At 54.0% G+C, this 18008-nt stretch carries 19 protein-coding genes; 3 read left to right on the top strand and 16 right to left on the bottom strand.

The genetic code is table 11. The features are described from left to right. Positions 1-64: 64 nt before the first annotated feature. The 10 genes from ACOJWD_RS12265 to purE form a co-directional block, all read right to left on the bottom strand. On the bottom strand, positions 65-1402 hold the full coding sequence (locus ACOJWD_RS12265) for an MFS transporter (protein WP_486993519.1): 1338 nt from the start codon (positions 1400-1402) through the stop codon (positions 65-67). 38 nt (positions 1403-1440) lie between these two features. Continuing rightward, the gene (locus ACOJWD_RS12260; protein ID WP_486993518.1) at positions 1441-1893 is read right to left on the bottom strand and encodes a hypothetical protein; all 453 of its coding nucleotides are present in this window, start codon (positions 1891-1893) and stop codon (positions 1441-1443) included. A gap of 209 nt (positions 1894-2102) precedes the next feature. Continuing rightward, positions 2103-3011: a heme o synthase gene (locus tag ACOJWD_RS12255; RefSeq protein WP_486993517.1), complete on the bottom strand. Its 909-nt coding sequence runs from the start codon at positions 3009-3011 to the stop codon at positions 2103-2105. Positions 3012-3142: 131 nt separating this feature from the next. Next, positions 3143-3607 carry a 1,2-phenylacetyl-CoA epoxidase subunit PaaD gene (gene paaD, locus ACOJWD_RS12250; protein WP_486993516.1) on the bottom strand — a complete coding sequence of 155 codons (465 nt, stop codon included), beginning with the start codon at positions 3605-3607 and terminating at the stop codon, positions 3143-3145. Between the two features lie 14 nt (positions 3608-3621). Beyond that, entirely contained in the window at positions 3622-4443 is an 822-nt protein-coding gene (gene paaC, locus ACOJWD_RS12245) for a 1,2-phenylacetyl-CoA epoxidase subunit PaaC (RefSeq protein WP_486993515.1), read from the bottom strand. Continuing rightward, complete coding sequence (locus tag ACOJWD_RS12240; RefSeq protein WP_486993514.1) at positions 4418-4774, bottom strand: hypothetical protein; 357 nt, start codon at positions 4772-4774, stop codon at positions 4418-4420. The genes paaC and ACOJWD_RS12240 overlap by 26 nt, the downstream gene beginning before the upstream one ends. Beyond that, positions 4771-5724 carry a 1,2-phenylacetyl-CoA epoxidase subunit PaaA gene (gene paaA, locus ACOJWD_RS12235; RefSeq protein WP_486993513.1) on the bottom strand — a complete coding sequence of 318 codons (954 nt, stop codon included), beginning with the start codon at positions 5722-5724 and terminating at the stop codon, positions 4771-4773. The genes ACOJWD_RS12240 and paaA overlap by 4 nt, the downstream gene beginning before the upstream one ends. Positions 5725-5759: 35 nt before the next feature. Continuing rightward, positions 5760-6362, bottom strand: coding sequence for a TetR/AcrR family transcriptional regulator (locus ACOJWD_RS12230; RefSeq protein WP_486993512.1), 603 nt, complete (start codon positions 6360-6362; stop codon positions 5760-5762). Continuing rightward, positions 6352-7512, bottom strand: a complete 1161-nt coding sequence (locus ACOJWD_RS12225; RefSeq protein WP_486993511.1) for a 5-(carboxyamino)imidazole ribonucleotide synthase — start codon at positions 7510-7512, stop codon at positions 6352-6354. Before ACOJWD_RS12225 ends, ACOJWD_RS12230 begins: the two co-directional genes overlap by 11 nt. Further along, positions 7500-7991: a 5-(carboxyamino)imidazole ribonucleotide mutase gene (purE, locus tag ACOJWD_RS12220; protein WP_486993510.1), complete on the bottom strand. Its 492-nt coding sequence runs from the start codon at positions 7989-7991 to the stop codon at positions 7500-7502. Before purE ends, ACOJWD_RS12225 begins: the two co-directional genes overlap by 13 nt. 161 nt (positions 7992-8152) lie before the next feature. On the opposite strand from purE, the gene asnB reads away from it, so the two are divergent. Then, positions 8153-9997: an asparagine synthase (glutamine-hydrolyzing) gene (gene asnB, locus ACOJWD_RS12215; RefSeq protein WP_486993509.1), complete on the top strand. Its 1845-nt coding sequence runs from the start codon at positions 8153-8155 to the stop codon at positions 9995-9997. 23 nt (positions 9998-10020) lie between these two features. Here asnB and ACOJWD_RS12210 read toward each other — a convergent pair whose 3' ends face one another. Both ACOJWD_RS12210 and ACOJWD_RS12205 read right to left on the bottom strand, forming a co-directional pair. Then, entirely contained in the window at positions 10021-10767 is a 747-nt protein-coding gene (locus tag ACOJWD_RS12210; protein ID WP_486993508.1) for a hypothetical protein, read from the bottom strand. Continuing rightward, the gene (locus ACOJWD_RS12205) at positions 10764-11189 is read right to left on the bottom strand and encodes a DUF4149 domain-containing protein (RefSeq protein WP_486993507.1); all 426 of its coding nucleotides are present in this window, start codon (positions 11187-11189) and stop codon (positions 10764-10766) included. The genes ACOJWD_RS12210 and ACOJWD_RS12205 overlap by 4 nt, the downstream gene beginning before the upstream one ends. 68 nt (positions 11190-11257) lie before the next feature. On the opposite strand from ACOJWD_RS12205, the gene ACOJWD_RS12200 reads away from it, so the two are divergent. Then, the gene (locus ACOJWD_RS12200) at positions 11258-12055 is read left to right on the top strand and encodes a lipoate--protein ligase family protein (protein ID WP_486993506.1); all 798 of its coding nucleotides are present in this window, start codon (positions 11258-11260) and stop codon (positions 12053-12055) included. A 104-nt stretch (positions 12056-12159) separates the two neighbouring features. Continuing rightward, complete coding sequence (locus ACOJWD_RS12195) at positions 12160-12588, top strand: peptidylprolyl isomerase (RefSeq protein ID WP_486993505.1); 429 nt, start codon at positions 12160-12162, stop codon at positions 12586-12588. Between the two features lie 316 nt (positions 12589-12904). Here the strand turns inward: ACOJWD_RS12195 and ACOJWD_RS12190 are convergent, their stop codons facing one another. The 4 genes from ACOJWD_RS12190 to ACOJWD_RS12175 form a co-directional block, all read right to left on the bottom strand. After that, positions 12905-14884, bottom strand: coding sequence for a S9 family peptidase (locus ACOJWD_RS12190; protein ID WP_486993504.1), 1980 nt, complete (start codon positions 14882-14884; stop codon positions 12905-12907). 83 nt (positions 14885-14967) lie between these two features. After that, entirely contained in the window at positions 14968-17289 is a 2322-nt protein-coding gene (locus ACOJWD_RS12185) for a xanthine dehydrogenase family protein molybdopterin-binding subunit (protein WP_486993503.1), read from the bottom strand. Further along, positions 17286-17774, bottom strand: a complete 489-nt coding sequence (locus ACOJWD_RS12180; RefSeq protein WP_486993531.1) for a (2Fe-2S)-binding protein — start codon at positions 17772-17774, stop codon at positions 17286-17288. The genes ACOJWD_RS12185 and ACOJWD_RS12180 overlap by 4 nt, the downstream gene beginning before the upstream one ends. Continuing rightward, on the bottom strand, positions 17774-18008 hold a 235-nt coding region (locus ACOJWD_RS12175), incomplete at its 5' end, for a hypothetical protein (RefSeq protein ID WP_486993502.1). The genes ACOJWD_RS12175 and ACOJWD_RS12180, both read right to left, overlap by 1 nt.

Raw genomic sequence — 18008 nt, 5'->3', positions numbered from 1 at the left:
ATCTCCGGTAGTGCAGTTATTATCACCCGCCGTTGACGGAATTAGCCTAGATCCCCAATGCAATTTATGGAATTTTGCCCTCACTCACCACCGGCGGCGTCCGTTTGACATTGACGTCGGGCACAAAGAGAAAGGCGACCACCCCTAATAGAGACGCCACCATGACACTCCCAAACATCCCCTCAAATCCATGCACCACTTGTGCTGATGTCAAAATAATGGGCCCCGCAGCCAAGCCAATACCTCGAAAGACCGCCACCAACGATAGCGCCTCTCCAGTCTGATCGTCGCGATACAACGCCAGCGCCATTCGATTCAAGGGAGCCCCCATGGTAAACGCCGTGCCTAGCCCGAAGAACACCATCGCAATCAGGAAGCGGGTGAAACTTAATGGAGGAATAGCGAGTAAGAGTCCGCCTATCGCACCAGCGATTAGCCCTACGACTAGAATTCGGCGTGGGCCGACTCGGTCAACCAGCACCCCGCCCACTCCTGACAAAATCGCTCCGCTAAAGGCCGCCGGCAATAATGCGAGTCCCGAGGCTAAGACCGAAAAGTGTAGGTCACGTTGTACCAAGGTTGGAACAAATACTGCGGCCGACATGTCCAGTCCAATCAGAGCCGCTCCGATCATCATGGCCACCCCCGATTGGTTTCCCAGAGGTCCCGGATCCAAAAATGGCGTGCGCGCTCGCCGCTCTCGCTGAATAAAGAAGATCAGCGCCACCACGGCAATCGCTCCGGCAATCAGTCGCTCCACTCCTGGTGCCATAATGGTGAGCAGTCCCGCGGCCAAGAGCACCGCAAAACTGGTGCCACCCTTCCAATCCGGCATTGCCCGGTCGTGAACTTTTGAGGGACCCAATCGGCGGCTCATCACCAACACTAGTAGCGCAATCGGCACATTGACAAGGAACACCGCAGGCCAGCCAAAAAATTGGCCCAGCGCCCCACCCAAGGTCGGTCCTAAGACACTAGCGAGACCAAATACCGCCCCAAATATTCCCAGCGCCATGCCTCGGCGCTCAGGAGGAAATTCTCTGATGCCCTCCGCTTGGGCATTGGGGTACACCGCCCCTGCTCCCGCCCCCTGAATGACACGGGCCAACATGAATACCCAAAAAGTCGGCGACACTGCGGCCAAAAGCGAAGCCAGCATAAACGCGACAATTCCCCACAAAAATAACTTTTTATGGCCCAGCTTATCCCCCAGTGCACCTGAGAGCACGGTAGACGCAATGTATGCCACCGTATAGGCCGTAATGGTCCACGCAGCCACGGCCAATCGAATATGAAATCCATGCATAATAAGAGGAAACACCGGCGCCAATACATTAGTGTCTAGCGCGCCGATGAAAATCCCAATCAAATAGACAGACAATACGCGATAGTTAGGGCGCATTCTGACCCTCCTCCAATCCTCATTCAAAATGTCATGCCCTAACCCTGGCGCGCTCCATTCCCATCAACGGCGATTATAACCAAGGCCGCCACCAGTAGAGGAAATGCCGCCCCATGCACGTCATGCAACCAGGGGACCTTCGGGTTCCACAGCAGCAGGATACCCGTGAGCGCTTCAATCATCACCAGGCCCCATGCCAGATGCACCAGTTTCGACACCCAGGGACGGTCTCGCTTCAGTCTCCGCGCCATCAGAAACACCGCAAGCACCCCAAGAACACCGAGAGCACCCACGGCGCAGTGAAATTCGAGTTCCTCCGTCAGGGAGGTGTGCACTGCAAGTCCGAGAACGACGATATAGGCCACGACAATCCATGACACCCACTGAAAGGGTTTTCCTGGTCTTTGTACATGCGATGCGGGCCGTGGAACAAACACCATCGCAACACCAGTCAGCACCGCAGCGACAAACATTACCGCGGCCATATCCATGCGATCGTGCTCGCTTTGAGACCTCCCGTGACCACCTCTGGCATCAGAGGCATGTCACCGTCGACGAGCGCTCATTGGATAGTGTAACCAAAACTACCATCTCTACCCCACAAACACCTCTATACGGCAAAAGTACATTCATCTACAGAAGGACTCGTGGTCCAACCGTCATTCCCTGCCCTCGCCCCCATTTCTGGATGCTCGCAGTTCTAATGAACGACGGTTCCGACCACCATAGCAACAAAGATACCGGTCATATACCACAGCGAGACATGAAACGTCCTTTTAGCCCACCGTACATTGGGTAGCTTCTCTTTCAAGAGTGGCACATGAACCACCAAGAACCCCAGTCCAAGAATTAGTGCAATCACCAGATACCAGATATCCACCGTCTTGGTCGCGTAGAGCGCGATCGATGCCAACAGTAACAATCCGGCGTACACGATACTCTGCCATTTCGTCACCGACTCGCCCCGTACCACAGGCATCATCGGGATTTTAGCCCGCTGGTAGTCCTCTTTTTTGTATAAAGCAAGCGCCCAAAAGTGCGGTGGGGTCCATAAAAAGACAATCAGAAACATAAGTCCCGCCGCAACGCTCACATGGTTTGTGACTGCAGCCCACCCAACCAATGGCGGAAATGCCCCGGCAGCCCCGCCAATGACAATGTTCTGGGGAGTCCGCCGCTTGAGCCAAAACGTATAAATAAAAACGTAAAAAAGAAATCCGGCCGTGGTCCATACTGCCGTCAGCACGTTGACGGTCGCTACTAATAAGACAATAGATGCCAATTCCAGCGCAATTCCGAAGTACACCGCGCTTTTTGGTTGAATCCGTCCTGTCACCAATGGACGGCGACGGGTTCGATTCATCAGAGCATCAATATCACGGTCATACCACATATTGATACTGTGCGCACCCGCAGTAGACAACGCTAATCCTAAAAGGGTGTCGACCGTCACCCAAATACTAGGAAAATGTCCCGCACCCACCACCATGGCACAATAGGCTGTGATCGCCAGCAAGACAATGATTCGTGGTTTAGTCAATGTGACGTAATCCTTCAATACGCTCTCCGCTCTCATCGGGGGGGCTTCATGCACCTCTGTCACCCACACACCCACTCTCTTATCACAAATTGTCCGCAAAACTTCTCTTGAAACATGTCCTGTGTCTACTTTACAATAATTCTCCGCAAAGTAAATGACACGACCGGGCTGTTTCCTCTACGTGCCGTGTGACGGACCACCTATAGGGGTTTAAACGCCTCGAAAGGATTGCGACACTGGGAACAATAATATAAGCTCCGGCAGGAGGTCGCGCCAAACATATTCTCGAGAATAGCGTGGGACTCACCACAAAACGGACAGCAAACATCGTCCAAATTCTTCCCTGGCGGTGCGATTCCCCGACGCTTCAAGGCTTCGCGCCCTCGTTCCGTGATGCGATCGGTCGACCACGGTTGCCGCACTTCAAAACTGACCTGGATATGATAACCAGGCCAACGTGCGCGTAATTGCGCGAGAACTTGGTCGCGAATAATACCTTGGGCTGGGCAGCCAATAAAGGTCGGCATCAACGATACTTTAATATCGTGCTCAGCCATTGTCAGGTCATCAACCATCCCTAAATCGACAATGCTCACAAAAGGAATTTCCGGATCATTAATCCCGGAGAGAACCGCCAGTAACTCGTTTTCATCACTCGTCGGCATCCCCATCATCTCCCTTACCACTGAGCCGCGGGATCTAAACGATAGACCTCGGACAATGTCCTGAGGGCTGAGGAGAGCGCGGGAGTGTGTTGCCCCCATCGACCACACACTGAGACCTCCTCAAAAGGCGGCAAATCCAGATTCATCCGGTGAAAAAATGCTCCGAGGTCGGATTGGAAGCGCTCTACCAAGAGGTCCGCCCGAGGAATAATTCCCATCTCGTGAACCGCCGATGCAACGGGGCCAAAGTCCGAGACATCCTTGGCCCACCGTGCTGTTTCACCAAGTGCCTCACGCAATCGCTCTTGGGCCGCCGGATGGTCAGCCATGGTCTTAATCCATAGTTCTTGATGCGCACGATGATAGCGTTTTTCTCCCAACACTTTTCGTGCCACGTCAGCTAATGGCTCAATGCGGCCTTCCATCAGTCCTTCAAGACGCAACATCTCCCACACGTCGTGGAAATAGTGTCGAACGATGGTCCATGCCCAATTATAGTGGGGATCGTCTAAGTAGCCGCCGGTACCATTGGGCTGCTCCACCAGCACATTGTTGCGTCGCTCTTCCACCGGTCGCAATGAGGCCAGGTCATCAGCCGATCCGTCGCCTAAGGTTTCTAGCAGTTGATAGTAATGGGCCGCATGGCCGATCTCTTCCTGCCCAATAGAACCAAAGGCCACGTCTTCTTCAATGTGGGGCGCCAGACCGAGCCACTCCTGATCGCGAAATCCCATGATTAAATCATCATCGGCCATTTGCAGGAGAAGCATCCGAACCACCCCTAAGAGTTCGGGATCCTGCCGCACATCCTCAATCGACCACAGTTTTTGGGCCATGCTCTTCCGTCCCCTCCCCCGATTCGCGACTGCCTTTCATTGGATGTTCTCGATAATAGCGCCACTTGTCACGCAAGTATTTATAATCATCGGTCACGCGATACGATTTCGGGGTCTTGTTAAATCCATCGCGATCCTGAAACCCCAGTTGAAAAATATGGTCGCGCCGCACCACCCACAAATTCGCAAAGGTCTCCCGTCGGAAAAAGTTTTCTTCGGCCAACGATAAGGCCATTTCGGGCGATGAAGCCAACACATTAAAGACATGTGTATGGGGGCTCATCGCGTCTTTCTGGCTAAACACCTCATACACATCTAGTTCTTCGCTCATAAGGCCTCCGCTGTGCGATGCGATCGCACAATCATTTGCCGTACCCAAGCCCCTTCTTCATAACTGGTACGTCTCAGCCCCAACCGTTGCTGTGATCGTGGCCCATGGTTATTGACGATTTCTCGAAACTGATTCCAATCCGGTTGCTGGTAGGTCCATAATTTCGATTCTGAGTCTTGCGACAACGTTGCATCGGGAATGGTCAGTCCTAATGACCAGATGCGATGCACATATTTGGTGAAAAACCGTTGCCGCAACTCTTCGTTGGTCTTGGATCGAATCTTATAGCGCATATTGCGGAGTTGATGGCTTGACATTTCACTTTTCTCCGGCGGTCCGAAGAACATCAGTAGTGCGGGCCACCAGCGATTAAGCGCATCTTGCAACATCGCACGTTGCATGGGGGTCCCTTCGGCCAGCGCCATGCAAATACTCTCTCCATGTTGAATGTGAAAGCCTTCTTCTTCGACAATCCGCTGCAATGCACGAGCATATGGAGCATAAGAACACGATAATGACATGCCTTGGGTAATCACTGCGGCTCCGTCCACTAACCATCCAATAATGCCAGCATCCGCCCAGGTTGGCGTTTCCATATGAAACACATTGTGATATTTTAAGCGTCCTGAAAATAAATCACCCATGATATTGTCTCGTGTTTGGCCCCAAGGGCGCATGAGATCCTCCGCGACCCGGATCAGCAATTGCCCATGACCGACCTCATCTTGGACCTTCGCGGTAATAGCCAGCTTTCGGTATAAAGTCGGAGCGCGCGGGACCCACTCTTTTTCCGGCAGGGCTCCCATAATCTCGCTCACCGCATGCATGGCAATCAATCGTACCAATTGCTGCCGATAATCCTCCGGCATCCAGTCGTCGGCTTCAATCCGGTCTCCGCGATCTACGCGTTCTAAGAAGTACTCCTCTTGGGATGTCAACTCTTCGGCCACGATCTTTGCCCCCCCTATACCAAGCATTTGCTTTATTAACATTCTATTCCCGTGTCATTCGGGATGTCAAACGCTCCCAGGACCCTAAGCGCCAAATCCAAATACAACTGACTTACCTCGTGCCCGGAAAGACGGCCATTGGGTCGATACCAACGACTCACCCCATTGAGCGCCGATAACAAAAAGAGGCGCGTCATCCCGACGTCGCTGACGCGGAATTGGTGGGCGGCTTTTCCCTCCGTAATGACCCGATCCCAAAGCGTCTCGTATTGGTGACGCAGCGAGCGTGCTACCATCCGCGTAGTTTCGGTGAGCTGACTGTCGTCGTCCAGGTACACGTGCGCCCAAACATAAGAGCGTTCAATCACGCCAAGGTGGGATACTACCATCTGCCGTATCGCCTGTATTGGTTCATACCCTCGCGTATAAGGAGACACGGCATCGGTAAATTCTCCTGCCGCTCGGCGGACAATCTCTAAATAAAGCTCCTCTTTACTGTGAATGTGCGCATAAAGACTACCGGAAAGAAGACCGACCTCGTCTGCAATATCGCGTACCGTGGTGGCCCGAAAACCCTTTTGGGCGAATAGTGCCGCCGCTTTTTCTAAAATCTCATCGCGACGGCTCTCACGCCCCATAGGTCCACTCTCCACCAAGAATCTCTTTAGCCTTCCGAGCGCTCTCGAGCGCCTCTTGACGTGTTTGTGCCAGAATGGTTAGGTGCCCCACCTTGCGGCCCGGCTTCATGACTGTCTTACCATACCAATGGAGATGCACCCCCGGAATCGCTAACACCTCCGGTAAGCGACCGAGCCCTGCTTCGAAGAGCTCCCCGAGTAGATTCATCATGACCGCACAAGATAACAGTTGCGGCTTCTCGATATCGTAACCGGCAACAGCCCGCATATGTTGAGAAAACTGCGATATGGACGCTCCATCAATAGTCCAGTGACCAGAGTTATGTGGTCTAGGTGCCATTTCATTAAATAATACCTGTCCATTATCGGTGACAAAAAACTCCAACGCCATCACTCCGACCAACCCGAGTCCCTCCGCCATCACGCGCGCTGCGTAAAGAGCTTCTTCAATCGCCTCCGATGACACCTCCGCGGGAACAATACTTAGGTCCAGAATTCCACGATTATGATGATTCTCGGTGACAGGAAAGGTTTCGATACGTCCCTCCAGACTGCGGGCCACCACCACCGACACTTCTTGACTAAAGGACACCATCTGTTCGTAAATCAATTCCTGGCCCTCTAATGCTAGTACGTGGTAGGCTTTTGCCAAATCCGTCTCTAGGTCGATTCTCAACTGTCCCTTGCCGTCGTACCCCCCTTCCGTGGTTTTGAGAATGCCGGGTACGCCGAGAGTCGCCACAGCTTCCTCCAGGTCATTCACCTGTCCCACTCGAGCAAATGCGGTGGTCGCACATCCGAACTGCCGTGCCCGCTCTTTTTCCCGTAACCGATTACGACTCACCCGAAGCAGTTCCGGAGCTGGCGACACCCGCCGATGGCGTTCTAACGATTCCGCTAATTCCAAGTCCACATTTTCAAATTCATACGTGACGCAATCCACTTGATCGACAAATCGCTCGAAGGCGCGACTGTCATGATATGCAGCAGCCACTTCGCCATCGGAAGCTTCCGAAGCAGGTCCCCCTGCTTGAGGATCCCAGACCACCGTGTGCAATCCCATTTCCCGACCGGCAATCGCCATCATCCGGCCCAACTGCCCGCCTCCTAAAATTCCTATGGTCCCCCCAATCGGTACTATTCGCTCCATGATTTCACCACCCGATCTTGGTCTAGCACCATCATTTCTTGAGAAGTCCGATATGCCTTGAGACGTTCGGCAATCTCAGCATCTCCTAGCGCCAGAATTTGCAGTGCATATAGAGCCGCATTGACGGCCCCGGCCTTCCCTATCGCCATCGTGGCGACCGGCACTCCCCCCGGCATCTGCACGATCGACAGCAATGAATCCACCCCATGCAACGCAGCACTTTGTACCGGCACTCCGACAACCGGGATGAGGGTCCGACTGGCGATCATGCCGGGCAAATGCGCCGCACCACCGGCCGCCGCGATAATAACCTGGTACCCGTTCAAATGGGCGTTTTGCGCAAAGTCCATCATCCTCTGCGGGGTCCGGTGTGCCGAGATCACATGAGCCGTATAGTTCACAGCGAATTCCTTCAATATGGCTGCTGAATGGGTCAATGTCTCCCAATCAGATTGACTGCCCATCGCGAGAGCGATCATTGCCTGCCTCCTACACCAAATGGCATTATTTTTCTTCAGTTCCAGCAATCTCCCTCATGCCTAGCGAAGCTTCCCAACGCTTCTAAGCATAGGGTATTTTGCGACGAGAACCAACCAGACCATAAAAGGTTTTCGCCGATTGACTCGAAGGAGGCGTTTGTATGTGCGGCATTGCCGGTTGGATTGACTACAACCGAGACTTGAGTCGGGAACAAACTCGGCTCGAGAATATGAACCAAGCCATGACTTGTCGTGGTCCAGACGGTAGTGGCACCTGGGTGAGCGCGAACGCGGCGCTGGCCCACCGTCGGCTCATCGTCATCGACCCCGAGGGAGGCATGCAGCCGATGTCGCGCCGCTACGGGGATCGGGTGTACACCGTGGTTTATAACGGGGAACTCTATAATTTTCAGGAACTACGCACAGAGCTTGAATCGCTCGGTTATCACTTTCAGTCGCGTTCGGACACTGAAGTCTTGCTCACCGCCTATATTGCCTGGGGAGAACGGGCCGTGGAGCGGTTTAATGGCATCTTCGCCTTTGCCATATGGAGTAGTCAAGAACGATCACTATTTCTGGCACGCGATCGACTGGGAGTAAAACCGCTCTTTTACTCCCAGTCCCAGGGGAGTTTTTTGTTCGCCTCCGAGCTTAAGGGACTACTCACCCATCCTCTGGTATCGCATCGTGTTGACCGGGACGGTTTAGCTGAGGTGTTTGCGCTCGGCCCTTCCCGAACACCGGGCCACGCCGTGTTTAAAGACATCCATGAGTTGCGTCCCGGGCATCTATTGGTGCATACCCCTTCGCACACTCGTGTACGACCCTATTGGACCCTGACGGCGCACCCTCATGAAGACGATGTTGACCGGACGGCCGCCACCATTCGCACTCTCCTGGAAGACGCTATAGAGCGCCAAATGGTGGCGGATGTTCCGGTGGTCACGCTTTTGTCCGGTGGCTTAGATTCCAGCTTGGTCACCGCCGTAGCCGCGCGATATGCCATCGAACACGCTCGCGGACCTTTTCATACGTTTTCGATCGATTTCAAAGATATGGCCCGCTACTTCACAAATAACGGGTTTCAGACCAACATGGATGCTCCCTGGGTTGAAAAAGTGTCCGCATATCTGGAAACGGTTCACCACCGCATCGAGTTAGATACGCCGCAACTGGATCACTACTTGCTTCCGGCCTTGCATGCGCGCGATCTTCCCGGACACGCCGACGTCGATACATCCCTCTTGGTGTTTGCTCAGGAGATTAAAAAGCTGGCCACGGTTGGTCTGTCCGGCGAGGCTGCAGACGAAATTTTTGGCGGTTATCCTTGGTTTCACCGTGAAGACGCGTTACGCGCCAATACCTTTCCCTGGTCTCTTCGACTAGAAGACCGGGTTCGCATCTTAAATAGAGATTTTCGAGAGGCCATTCAACCGGTCCAATATGTTGCCCAACGCTATAATGAAGCACTCGCCGAAGTCCCCCGACTTTCTGGAGATAGCTCCCATGAGCGCAGAATACGGGAAATTAGCTATCTCAGTATTACTCGGTTTTTGCCCACGCTATTAGAACGCAAAGACCGCATGACCATGGCCGCCAGTCTCGAAGTCCGGGTGCCATTTTGTGACCATCGGTTAGTCGATTACGTGTTCAACATTCCCTGGGATATGAAAAACTATGGAGGTGTGACGAAAGGAATACTCCGTCGAGCGACTCAAGGCTGGCTTCCTGACGACGTCTTGATGAGACAAAAATCCCCCTATCCCTCGACACCAAATCCGAGCTATTTTCACGCCATGGCAAAGCGGCTCAGCGAAATCTTAGACAATTCCGAGGAACCGCTAGGACCACTGGTCGATCGCGAGGTCGTGCGCCACGTGATGCAGGCGGGACCGCAGGCTGAGCAAATTCCGTGGTTCGGCCAGCTTATGGGCAATGCCCAATTGTTTGCTTTTCTGGTCCAGACCAACGCTTGGCTGAAGGACTATCGCGTCGAATGGCTCTAGTCTCCCCCGCATCTTGACCACTCTCACCGCAGTTCGGGGGCCGTCAATAGTGCCAGTAAGTACCGCACGGTCGGCTCCCCGAACTCCTTTAAGCGACGCACTCCCGACTCCCCGCTAGGCAAAGCCAACAGCTTTTTCAATTCGGGACGTTCCTCCATCGCCCGGTGTTGTCGGAAGTGTTGCAGTGCCTCATGAGTAAAAAGCGCCATATCGACTCGAACGGCCACCGCGATACTCATATCGACGGCATCCACGGTATAGCCCTTCACCGCCATGTTTCGCACCTGAGTGACATCTTGGCTGTTAAATCCAGTCTCTTCGCGCATCTCGCGCGCTACTGATGTCATCGCGCAGAATTGCCCTTCCACCACATCCTCCGGGGTAGGGGACCCTCCCACCACTTGAATCCACCCGGGACGGGTAGTCGCTTCATTCATCATGGCCACCAACCAATCGCCTTCGGCGGTCACGAGACATCCGGCCGCAAACAACACCCGCACATAGCCTCGGTCATGAGGCTTCAAGAACTGGCGACTATACAGAAAGTGTGCATAGTCGGTCCACCGCGCGTAAATGTGGTCTTCCAAAGAGAACGACTCGATACCTTCCACCGTCAGTACGGGCCCACGAAAGAAGTCCGTCCCACGACGCTGCAAATGACGCCAGTAGTCTTCGACCTCATGATGGAGACTGGCATCAAGGGTCCACTCCTCGTCTAACACGTGGACGTGGAGCTCATCGCACGGCTTCCATAAGGATGGTGCGCTCATGTGGCCAGTGCCTCAAATACCAAGCCAAATAACACCACCAGAAAAATCGCAATGCTGATCACCACAGACTCCTGATGCCATGCCCGAAAGGGTGCACTGCCCGCTGCGACATGATTCATGCGTCTCAGCACCACATCGGCCCACCAGACCAAAAGCAAGTTGACCACCCCAACCGCGGACAAAATATAGCCGCTTAACAGCCGCTGAGTCCCCAACCGTAACAACGCCCCCAATAACAGCAGACCACCGAATACAAAGCCAATGCCATAATAAATGGGAAACACCGCATCCACTAGTCGACCCGAATAGGGCATCGGTATCACCTTAAACACCACCGTGGCCACGCCGAAGAACAAAAAAAAGATGGTGCCCAGCCATACAGCGGTTCCTAATCTAAACAGCAGTTGTCCCCAACGTTCCACCGCGCGTCCTCCTTGACCGTCGTTCAGTAGTACGGTACAACGTATAGGATAGACGAAGACTCGAAAACATGCCAATTACCTTAGTTATGGAAGTGACGATAATGCAGGCGCGCTTTGTACTACTATCGAAAGATGCCCCAACCGACTATATGCGGCTTTCTCCGGTACTGGCGGAAACCATTGCCCGCTGGAGTGCAGACCAACGTTCAAGCGCGGTCGTAATTCGGCACCAAGAACCTTATGTGCTCCTCGGTCCTAAAGATCGCCGTTTACCTTATCTCGATCAAGCGGTCGCCTGGCTCAATGCCAAAGGCTTCCCAGTCTTCATGCGCATCGGCGGGGGGTCAGCGGTTCTGTTGGATGGGGAATGTTTGAGTTTCGCCACCAGCCAACCCTGCCGCTATTTTACGATGTGGGAACAAAATTTCCGCACTATGGGCCAACCCGTCATTGATGGGCTGGCGACCATCGGCATTACCAGCGAATTCGGCCGCGCCGTGGGTAGCTATTGTGAAGGTCCCTACGATCTGGTCGTCAATGGCCGCAAAATTGCTGGCATTGCCCAAGCGATTCGCGGCGGATTCGCCCTGGTCAGCGGCATGCTATTGGTCCGCCAAGATCCGTACTATAGCACGGCCATATTACAAGAGTTTTATGAACGGGCGGGAAGCGACTTGGTACTGAATCCGAAAGCTGTGACCTCCCTCAGTGACCTCCCAGGCCTTTCGCACCTCACTACCGAGGGCGTGGCGCAAGCCCTGTATGCCGGATTTAAGGCTTGCTATGACCTCATCGATGAGCCGTTAACGGCGGATGAAATGGCCCTGGCACAGGATCTCATGAATGATCGGCAAATCACGGTATAATAGAAGGGCTGTACCGGTGATACCGAATCAAAAAGCACACACCGGTAGCGTACTCGGATCTCCCCAAGATCACGCAGAGATCACAATAAGGAGGATTACATTAGATGCAAGCGGTAATCGACACCGATAAGGGACGGATGGTACTCGACCTCTATCCCAATGAAGCTCCCGGAACGGTTGAAAACTTTTCTAAACTGGCCCAATCTGGCTTCTATAATGGCCTCACGTTTCACCGCGTCATTCCCAACTTTGTCATCCAGGGAGGATGTCCCCGAGGTGATGGCACAGGGGGGCCAGGATATACCATTAAGTGTGAAACCGCTGGTAACCCGCATAAGCATGTTCGTGGTTCTCTCTCCATGGCCCATGCAGGAAAAGACACGGGTGGCAGCCAGTTCTTCATCTGCCACAGTCCCCAGCAGCACCTCGATGGCATACATACGGTGTTTGGACAGGTGGTCGATGGCTTCGATGTCCTGGATGCCATTCGGCAAGGTGATCATATGACAGAGGTCACCATTCAAGAGTCGTAATGCGATGATGCCGCGTCCTCCGACCATTTCGGAGACGCGGCATCTTTATTATATATCGCTGGCGCCAATCTTTTGGAATGTCTCCGCTACCCGACCGAGCACTGTCGACCCACGCCAGAGTGTTTACACGGTACACGATACTCCCCATAAGTACTCCTGGTGAAATGATAACTTCAGCGGACGTCTTTCAGATGAAATCACGATCCCGCATCCACGACAAGAATCCGGAAACCGGCACCACCGCCGTCGATTCACCAGCAATCGCAGAAGTCCAATGGACCCTGGGTGGCTCATTGCCACATCGTTACGAGTCCCACTAGCCCAAATAACGGTTAAACCAGCTGACAATACTGCGCAAGCGATGAATGCGATGCCATGGTTTCCCTTGTCGGCTCATACCATGGGATTCATCGGGATAAATCATCATTTCAACAGGACGTCCAAGATATTTTAGGGCACTATACAATTGCTCGCCCTGTTCAATCGGCAAACGGAAGTCCTTTTCTTGATGCTCAATCAATAGCGGGGTATGAATGTTGGATGCATAGCGTAGCGGTGATTGCTGCCAATATGGTTCCGGATCTTCCCACCAAGGGCGCGTACCATATTGGGGTACGCGTAGCCATCCCAGGTCGCTCGAACCCATCGCGCTAAATCGGTTGACCACCGATCGCATCGTCACTGCCGCTTTAAAACGGTCCGAATGGCTAATCATCCAGTTCACCATAAATCCCCCATAACTCCCTCCCGCAACCCCGAGACGTTCGGGGTCAATGCGAGGCCAGGCGGCAATAGCGGCATCCAAACCGGCACTCACATCGCGATAATCGCGATTACCCCAATCCCCGATAATCGCTTGACAAAATGCTTCTCCGTAACCTTGCGAACCACGCGGATTGGTATAGACTACCGCATATCCCTCGGCCACTAAACATTGAAATTCATGATGGTAACGATAGCCATACATCGACATCGGTCCTCCATGAATCTCTAAAATCGCCGGCACCTGGTCAGATGCTTCAGGAGGAAACAACGCCCAGGTGTGCACTTTGGTACCATCTTGCTCAGAAGCAAAGATTTCTTGCGGTTCCACTGGTTGAAGCCCCGTCCATGACCGAGGAGCCCAAATAATGTCTTCACGGGCTGCATCATCAAGTGCCGCCAACACCATCCCAGAAGGATGGGTAGGATCGGAGAGGGCCATCGCCAACCGCCCATCGCTCAACGCAAAATCGTATACCACGCGCTTCTGGTCATCTAGGCGACGCACCGCGGACGGTTGAAACGCCGCGACCATCACCCGTCCCTCATCAGACAACAACATGTAGACGGCGTTCTTGTACCATATAGGGCGTGCGCTGGATAGCGCAGGAACATCGGTAGCACTCTCATCTCCGACAGAACGGTCGAGGGCTCCGGACAAGTCGGTGAGTGTTGCGGTGTCGAGCGCATATTGATAGAGCACCGTGAGTCCATACCCCATCTTCTGGGGATCACTCGCGCAAAAAGCCAACCTCGTACCATCCTCTGAAAGAGCCAACCCGCTAATGGCCAGGTCCGGCAAGGATAGCGTGACGCGTTGGTGATTTACCAGGTCGAGCTTCTCCACCCTGGTGATGGACGGATGTTGGTACTGACTGTCATAGGGACGCCGGAGAAAATATAAGTGCTGTCCGGACGCATCGAAGACCGGCTCAGCACAATGATCAAAGCCGCTAGTCAAGAGCTCCATTTCCCCGCTGTCTATCGACACATAGACCAATTGGTCTCGTCCCTGATCAAAGAAGCCGGTACCATCTAATTTGTAGTATTGATGGACAATATGCCGGACGTCTTTATTGTAGTGGTCCTCCAGTTCACTGTCGGACCAGTCCGGAGCCACATCAGCTGCCGGGTGCGTCTTTTCAAGTAATCCATGCATGAGATGAGTGACAATCACCACCGCATCCCCGTTTGGGGAAAACGTGAAATCCTTGACCCCCCCCTCGACATCGGTGACTTGAATGGCTTCACCCCCATCTACGGCCATACGCCATACTTGCGAGCTGCCCGATCTCCGACTCAGAAACCCTATCCAGTTACCATCGGGCGAACACACCGGGCGCTGATCATGGGTCCCCTGCGTCAGTGCGATGGGTTCGCGTTGTGCATCACGGGTGTCGAGCCTCATAATTCGATGCTGCATGCGATTACCGCGTTTGTCAGGAACGCTTTCACAAAAATATAATTGCGGCCGTACCGGATTCCAGGCTAGCTGCCCCCACGTTTTCATGGAAAACATGTCGTCAATTCGCACCAATGCACCTCCAAATCTTTAATGTCGAAACGGAGAGTCCCCTCACCTCACTGAAATGAGCGGACTCTCCCCAATCGTCACGGTTATTGGTTGGCCTGTTCCACCATCTTCAGTACCATCTCTGGCGTCACCGGCAAGGTGTCCACCATGCCGCCAAACGGTGCCAATGCATCGGAAATTGCGTTGACGACCGCGGCAGGGGCAGCAATTAACGAGCCTTCTCCCATCCCCTTAATGCCGCCCTCACCCTCCGAGGGCGTTTCGAGGTGACGAATGAGAATTCTCGGAACATCGGTGCTTTCCGGCAACAGATAGTCCAATAGTGAGGTGGTCGTCAATTGCCCGTCGGAGTCATAGTGCAATGCCTCCAAAATGGCCGCCCCTATACCTTGAGCCACTCCACCATGGATTTGCCCTTCAACGATGGTGGGATTGATGAGCGTGCCACAATCATTCACCACCGCATAGCGGGTTACCCGCACCGTCCCTGTATGCACATCCACTTCCACCTCAGCCACATGCGTACCATTCGAGAACGTCACCGGCCGCTGAGGTAAGTAGCGAGCCGTCAATTCCAGTCCAATCGGTAGACCCTCTGGAATCTTCCGCACGTCGGTATAAGCTGTTTCAGCAATGGCTCGAATCGCAATCGAGCGATCGGGCACTCCCGTCACCCAGGCTTTGCCGTCACCTAATTCAATATCTTCTTCTCCCGCTTCGAGCAGGTTCGCCGCATACTTCACCAAACGTTCCCGCATTTGCCGTCCTGCCACAATGGCCGCTCCCCCGCCAATCGGTCCGGAACGACTGCCCCCGGTGCCACCCCCATAGGGGGCACTATCGGTATCTCCATGCAACACTACGATATCTTCAAAGCGAACTCCTAATTGGTCAGCAAGAATTTGTGCCATGGTGGTTTCATGACCCTGCCCCGAGGGGCCGAGCCCAAACGCCGCGGTCACCCGTCCGGACGGCTCAATGCGAATGGTACAGGATTCATATCCTACGGAGCCCGCTTCTGAAGACGCCATTGCCGTGGGCTCGACAAACACGGAAAGACCAATCCCGAGGTAGCGCCCGTTCGCACGCGCTTGATGCTGGCGCTGACGAAACTCGTCATAATCTATTAATTGCAAGGCTTCTTCCATTGATTCCAAATAGGACCCGGCATCATAGGTCATCTTAGCGGCATTGCGATAAGGAAACTGCTCTCGCCGAATCATGTTGCGTCGCCGGACCTCCGCCGGATCCATCTCGAGAGCGCGCGCGATCCGCTCCACAATCCCTTCTTGAATGAAGGACGCAATCGGTCCCCACACGCCTCGATAGGCGCCTAGCGGCGTTTTGTTGGAATATGTGCAATCAATGAGCGTCGACAGATGCGCGATGTCATAGGGGCCGGTTAACACCCGCGACGCCAGGCTGGTCTCACCGACTGCACCCGAAAACGGATAGGCTGGGTAGGCTCCACCATCCGCCATTAAGTGGTCGCGAATCGCCACAATTTTCCCATCTGACTCAAACGCCACCTCAACATCATGGATGTCATCCCGGGCATGCACATCGGACAATAATGACTCGGTGCGGTCCGACATCCACTTCACTGGTTTGCGAAGCTTTTGTGCCGCCCGCACGACCACAATGTCCTCGGGATAACAATTGGCTTTCATCCCAAAGCCTCCGCCTACTTCCGGCACAATCACCCGTACCAGATGTTCAGGAATCTCGAGCAAGGTACTGATATCTTCTCTCATCCGGTGCGGAGACTGGGTGGAGGCATAGACGGTCATTCGCCCACTCGCAGGATCCAACATCGCAGCGGTACCACGTGCCTCTATCGACACCGCCGTTTGACGATTGGTGCGAAAGCTGGTCTTCAAATGATGTGCGGCCGCGCTAAACGCCTCATCGAATCCGATCGTGGCATATTGACTATGAAAGAATACATTTTCCGCCTCGGCGTGAACACGGCGTGGTTCCTCGTGAATCGCGTCGCGCATCGCTAATACCGGTGTCAATGGCCTATATTGGATGCGAACCAGTTCACACGCATCTTCTGCGATGTAGCGATTTTCGGCGATCACTGCCACCACAGGCTGCCCGACGTAGGCGACTTCCTTATTAGCCAACACCGGCTGACCGACCTTATAGGTTTTTTTCTCCCACAATAAAACAGGGCAATCTTCAAACGTCATCACGGCATGGACGCCAGGAACCGCAGCCGCCTCATCTGCGTCGACAGACAGAATTTCTGCGGCAGCATGCGGGGAACGAACAAAGGCCACTTCCAACATTCCCGGCACCACCACGTCATCCAGATAGCGCGCTTGCCCACTGAGCAATCGCGGGTCTTCTACGCGGGATACCCGCGCTCCCATCATTTGAGGACGCATCGCTTGTGTCATTCCGCATCTCTCCCTTCCACACGTGCTGCCATTACCGCATCAACAATGAACTGATAGCCGGTACATCGACACAAGTTGCCTGTGAGTGCCTCGCGAATGGTCTCTTCATCGGGATGAGGATCCCGTTCCAGCAGCGCGGTCGCCGTCAGTAACATCCCGGGAGTGCAGTAGCCACATTGCAGAGCATGGTGATCGCGAAATGCCTTCTGCAAGGGCGATAGCCCGTCATCCGGTGTTATTCCTTCCACCGTGGTAATAGCGTGCCCTTCTGCCTGAGTGGCAAAGGTAAGGCAACTCCGAACCGGCTCTCCATCCATCAACACGGTACAGGCACCACAGACCCCCTGTTCGCATCCGATATGGGTCCCGATGAGGCCAATCTGGTGGCGGAGCACATCCGCCAGCGTCCATCGCGGCGCAACATCCAGCCGATGATGACGGCCATTGACATGCAGGTTGACACTCAGTTTTTCCTCTTGCTGCATCACGATATCCCTCTCTCCGCATTGTGATAGGCGCGTTCCGCTACGCTCACAGCCATCGTGAGCTTAAAGTGCTCCTTGTCTTCGATATCTAACGTTGCCGCCATTCTTCGGAAAAAGGCGGCCCTCTCGTCTGGGCTATCCTTCCACTCTTCGACAGCCATCCGATGAGGCCGCGCACCCAGGCCGAACCAAGTCACCGCGCCTAATGCAGGGGTTCTTTCCACATAGGCACCG

The sequence above is a fragment of the Sulfobacillus sp. TH-112 genome (assembly GCF_057473405.1).
This window is presented reverse-complemented; position numbering and strand designations above follow the sequence as displayed.

Excerpts from the sequence above, each read along its gene's own strand:
- purE (WP_486993510.1), bottom strand. The coding sequence starts at position 7,991 with ATGATCGCTCTCGCGATGGGCAGTCAATCTGATTGGGAGACATTGACC.
- ACOJWD_RS12210 (WP_486993508.1), bottom strand. The coding sequence starts at position 10,767 with ATGAGCGCACCATCCTTATGGAAGCCGTGCGATGAGCTCCACGTCCAC.
- ACOJWD_RS12265 (WP_486993519.1), bottom strand. The coding sequence starts at position 1,402 with ATGCGCCCTAACTATCGCGTATTGTCTGTCTATTTGATTGGGATTTTC.
- paaD (WP_486993516.1), bottom strand. The coding sequence starts at position 3,607 with ATGCCGACGAGTGATGAAAACGAGTTACTGGCGGTTCTCTCCGGGATT.
- ACOJWD_RS12180 (WP_486993531.1), bottom strand. The coding sequence starts at position 17,774 with ATGCAGCAAGAGGAAAAACTGAGTGTCAACCTGCATGTCAATGGCCGT.
- ACOJWD_RS12185 (WP_486993503.1), bottom strand. The coding sequence starts at position 17,289 with ATGACACAAGCGATGCGTCCTCAAATGATGGGAGCGCGGGTATCCCGC.
- ACOJWD_RS12260 (WP_486993518.1), bottom strand. The coding sequence starts at position 1,893 with ATGGATATGGCCGCGGTAATGTTTGTCGCTGCGGTGCTGACTGGTGTT.
- ACOJWD_RS12230 (WP_486993512.1), bottom strand. The coding sequence starts at position 6,362 with ATGGGGCGTGAGAGCCGTCGCGATGAGATTTTAGAAAAAGCGGCGGCA.
- ACOJWD_RS12195 (WP_486993505.1), top strand. The coding sequence starts at position 12,160 with ATGCAAGCGGTAATCGACACCGATAAGGGACGGATGGTACTCGACCTC.
- asnB (WP_486993509.1), top strand. The coding sequence starts at position 8,153 with ATGTGCGGCATTGCCGGTTGGATTGACTACAACCGAGACTTGAGTCGG.
- ACOJWD_RS12240 (WP_486993514.1), bottom strand. The coding sequence starts at position 4,774 with ATGAGCGAAGAACTAGATGTGTATGAGGTGTTTAGCCAGAAAGACGCG.
- paaC (WP_486993515.1), bottom strand. The coding sequence starts at position 4,443 with ATGGCCCAAAAACTGTGGTCGATTGAGGATGTGCGGCAGGATCCCGAA.
- ACOJWD_RS12225 (WP_486993511.1), bottom strand. The coding sequence starts at position 7,512 with ATGGAGCGAATAGTACCGATTGGGGGGACCATAGGAATTTTAGGAGGC.
- ACOJWD_RS12200 (WP_486993506.1), top strand. The coding sequence starts at position 11,258 with ATGCCAATTACCTTAGTTATGGAAGTGACGATAATGCAGGCGCGCTTT.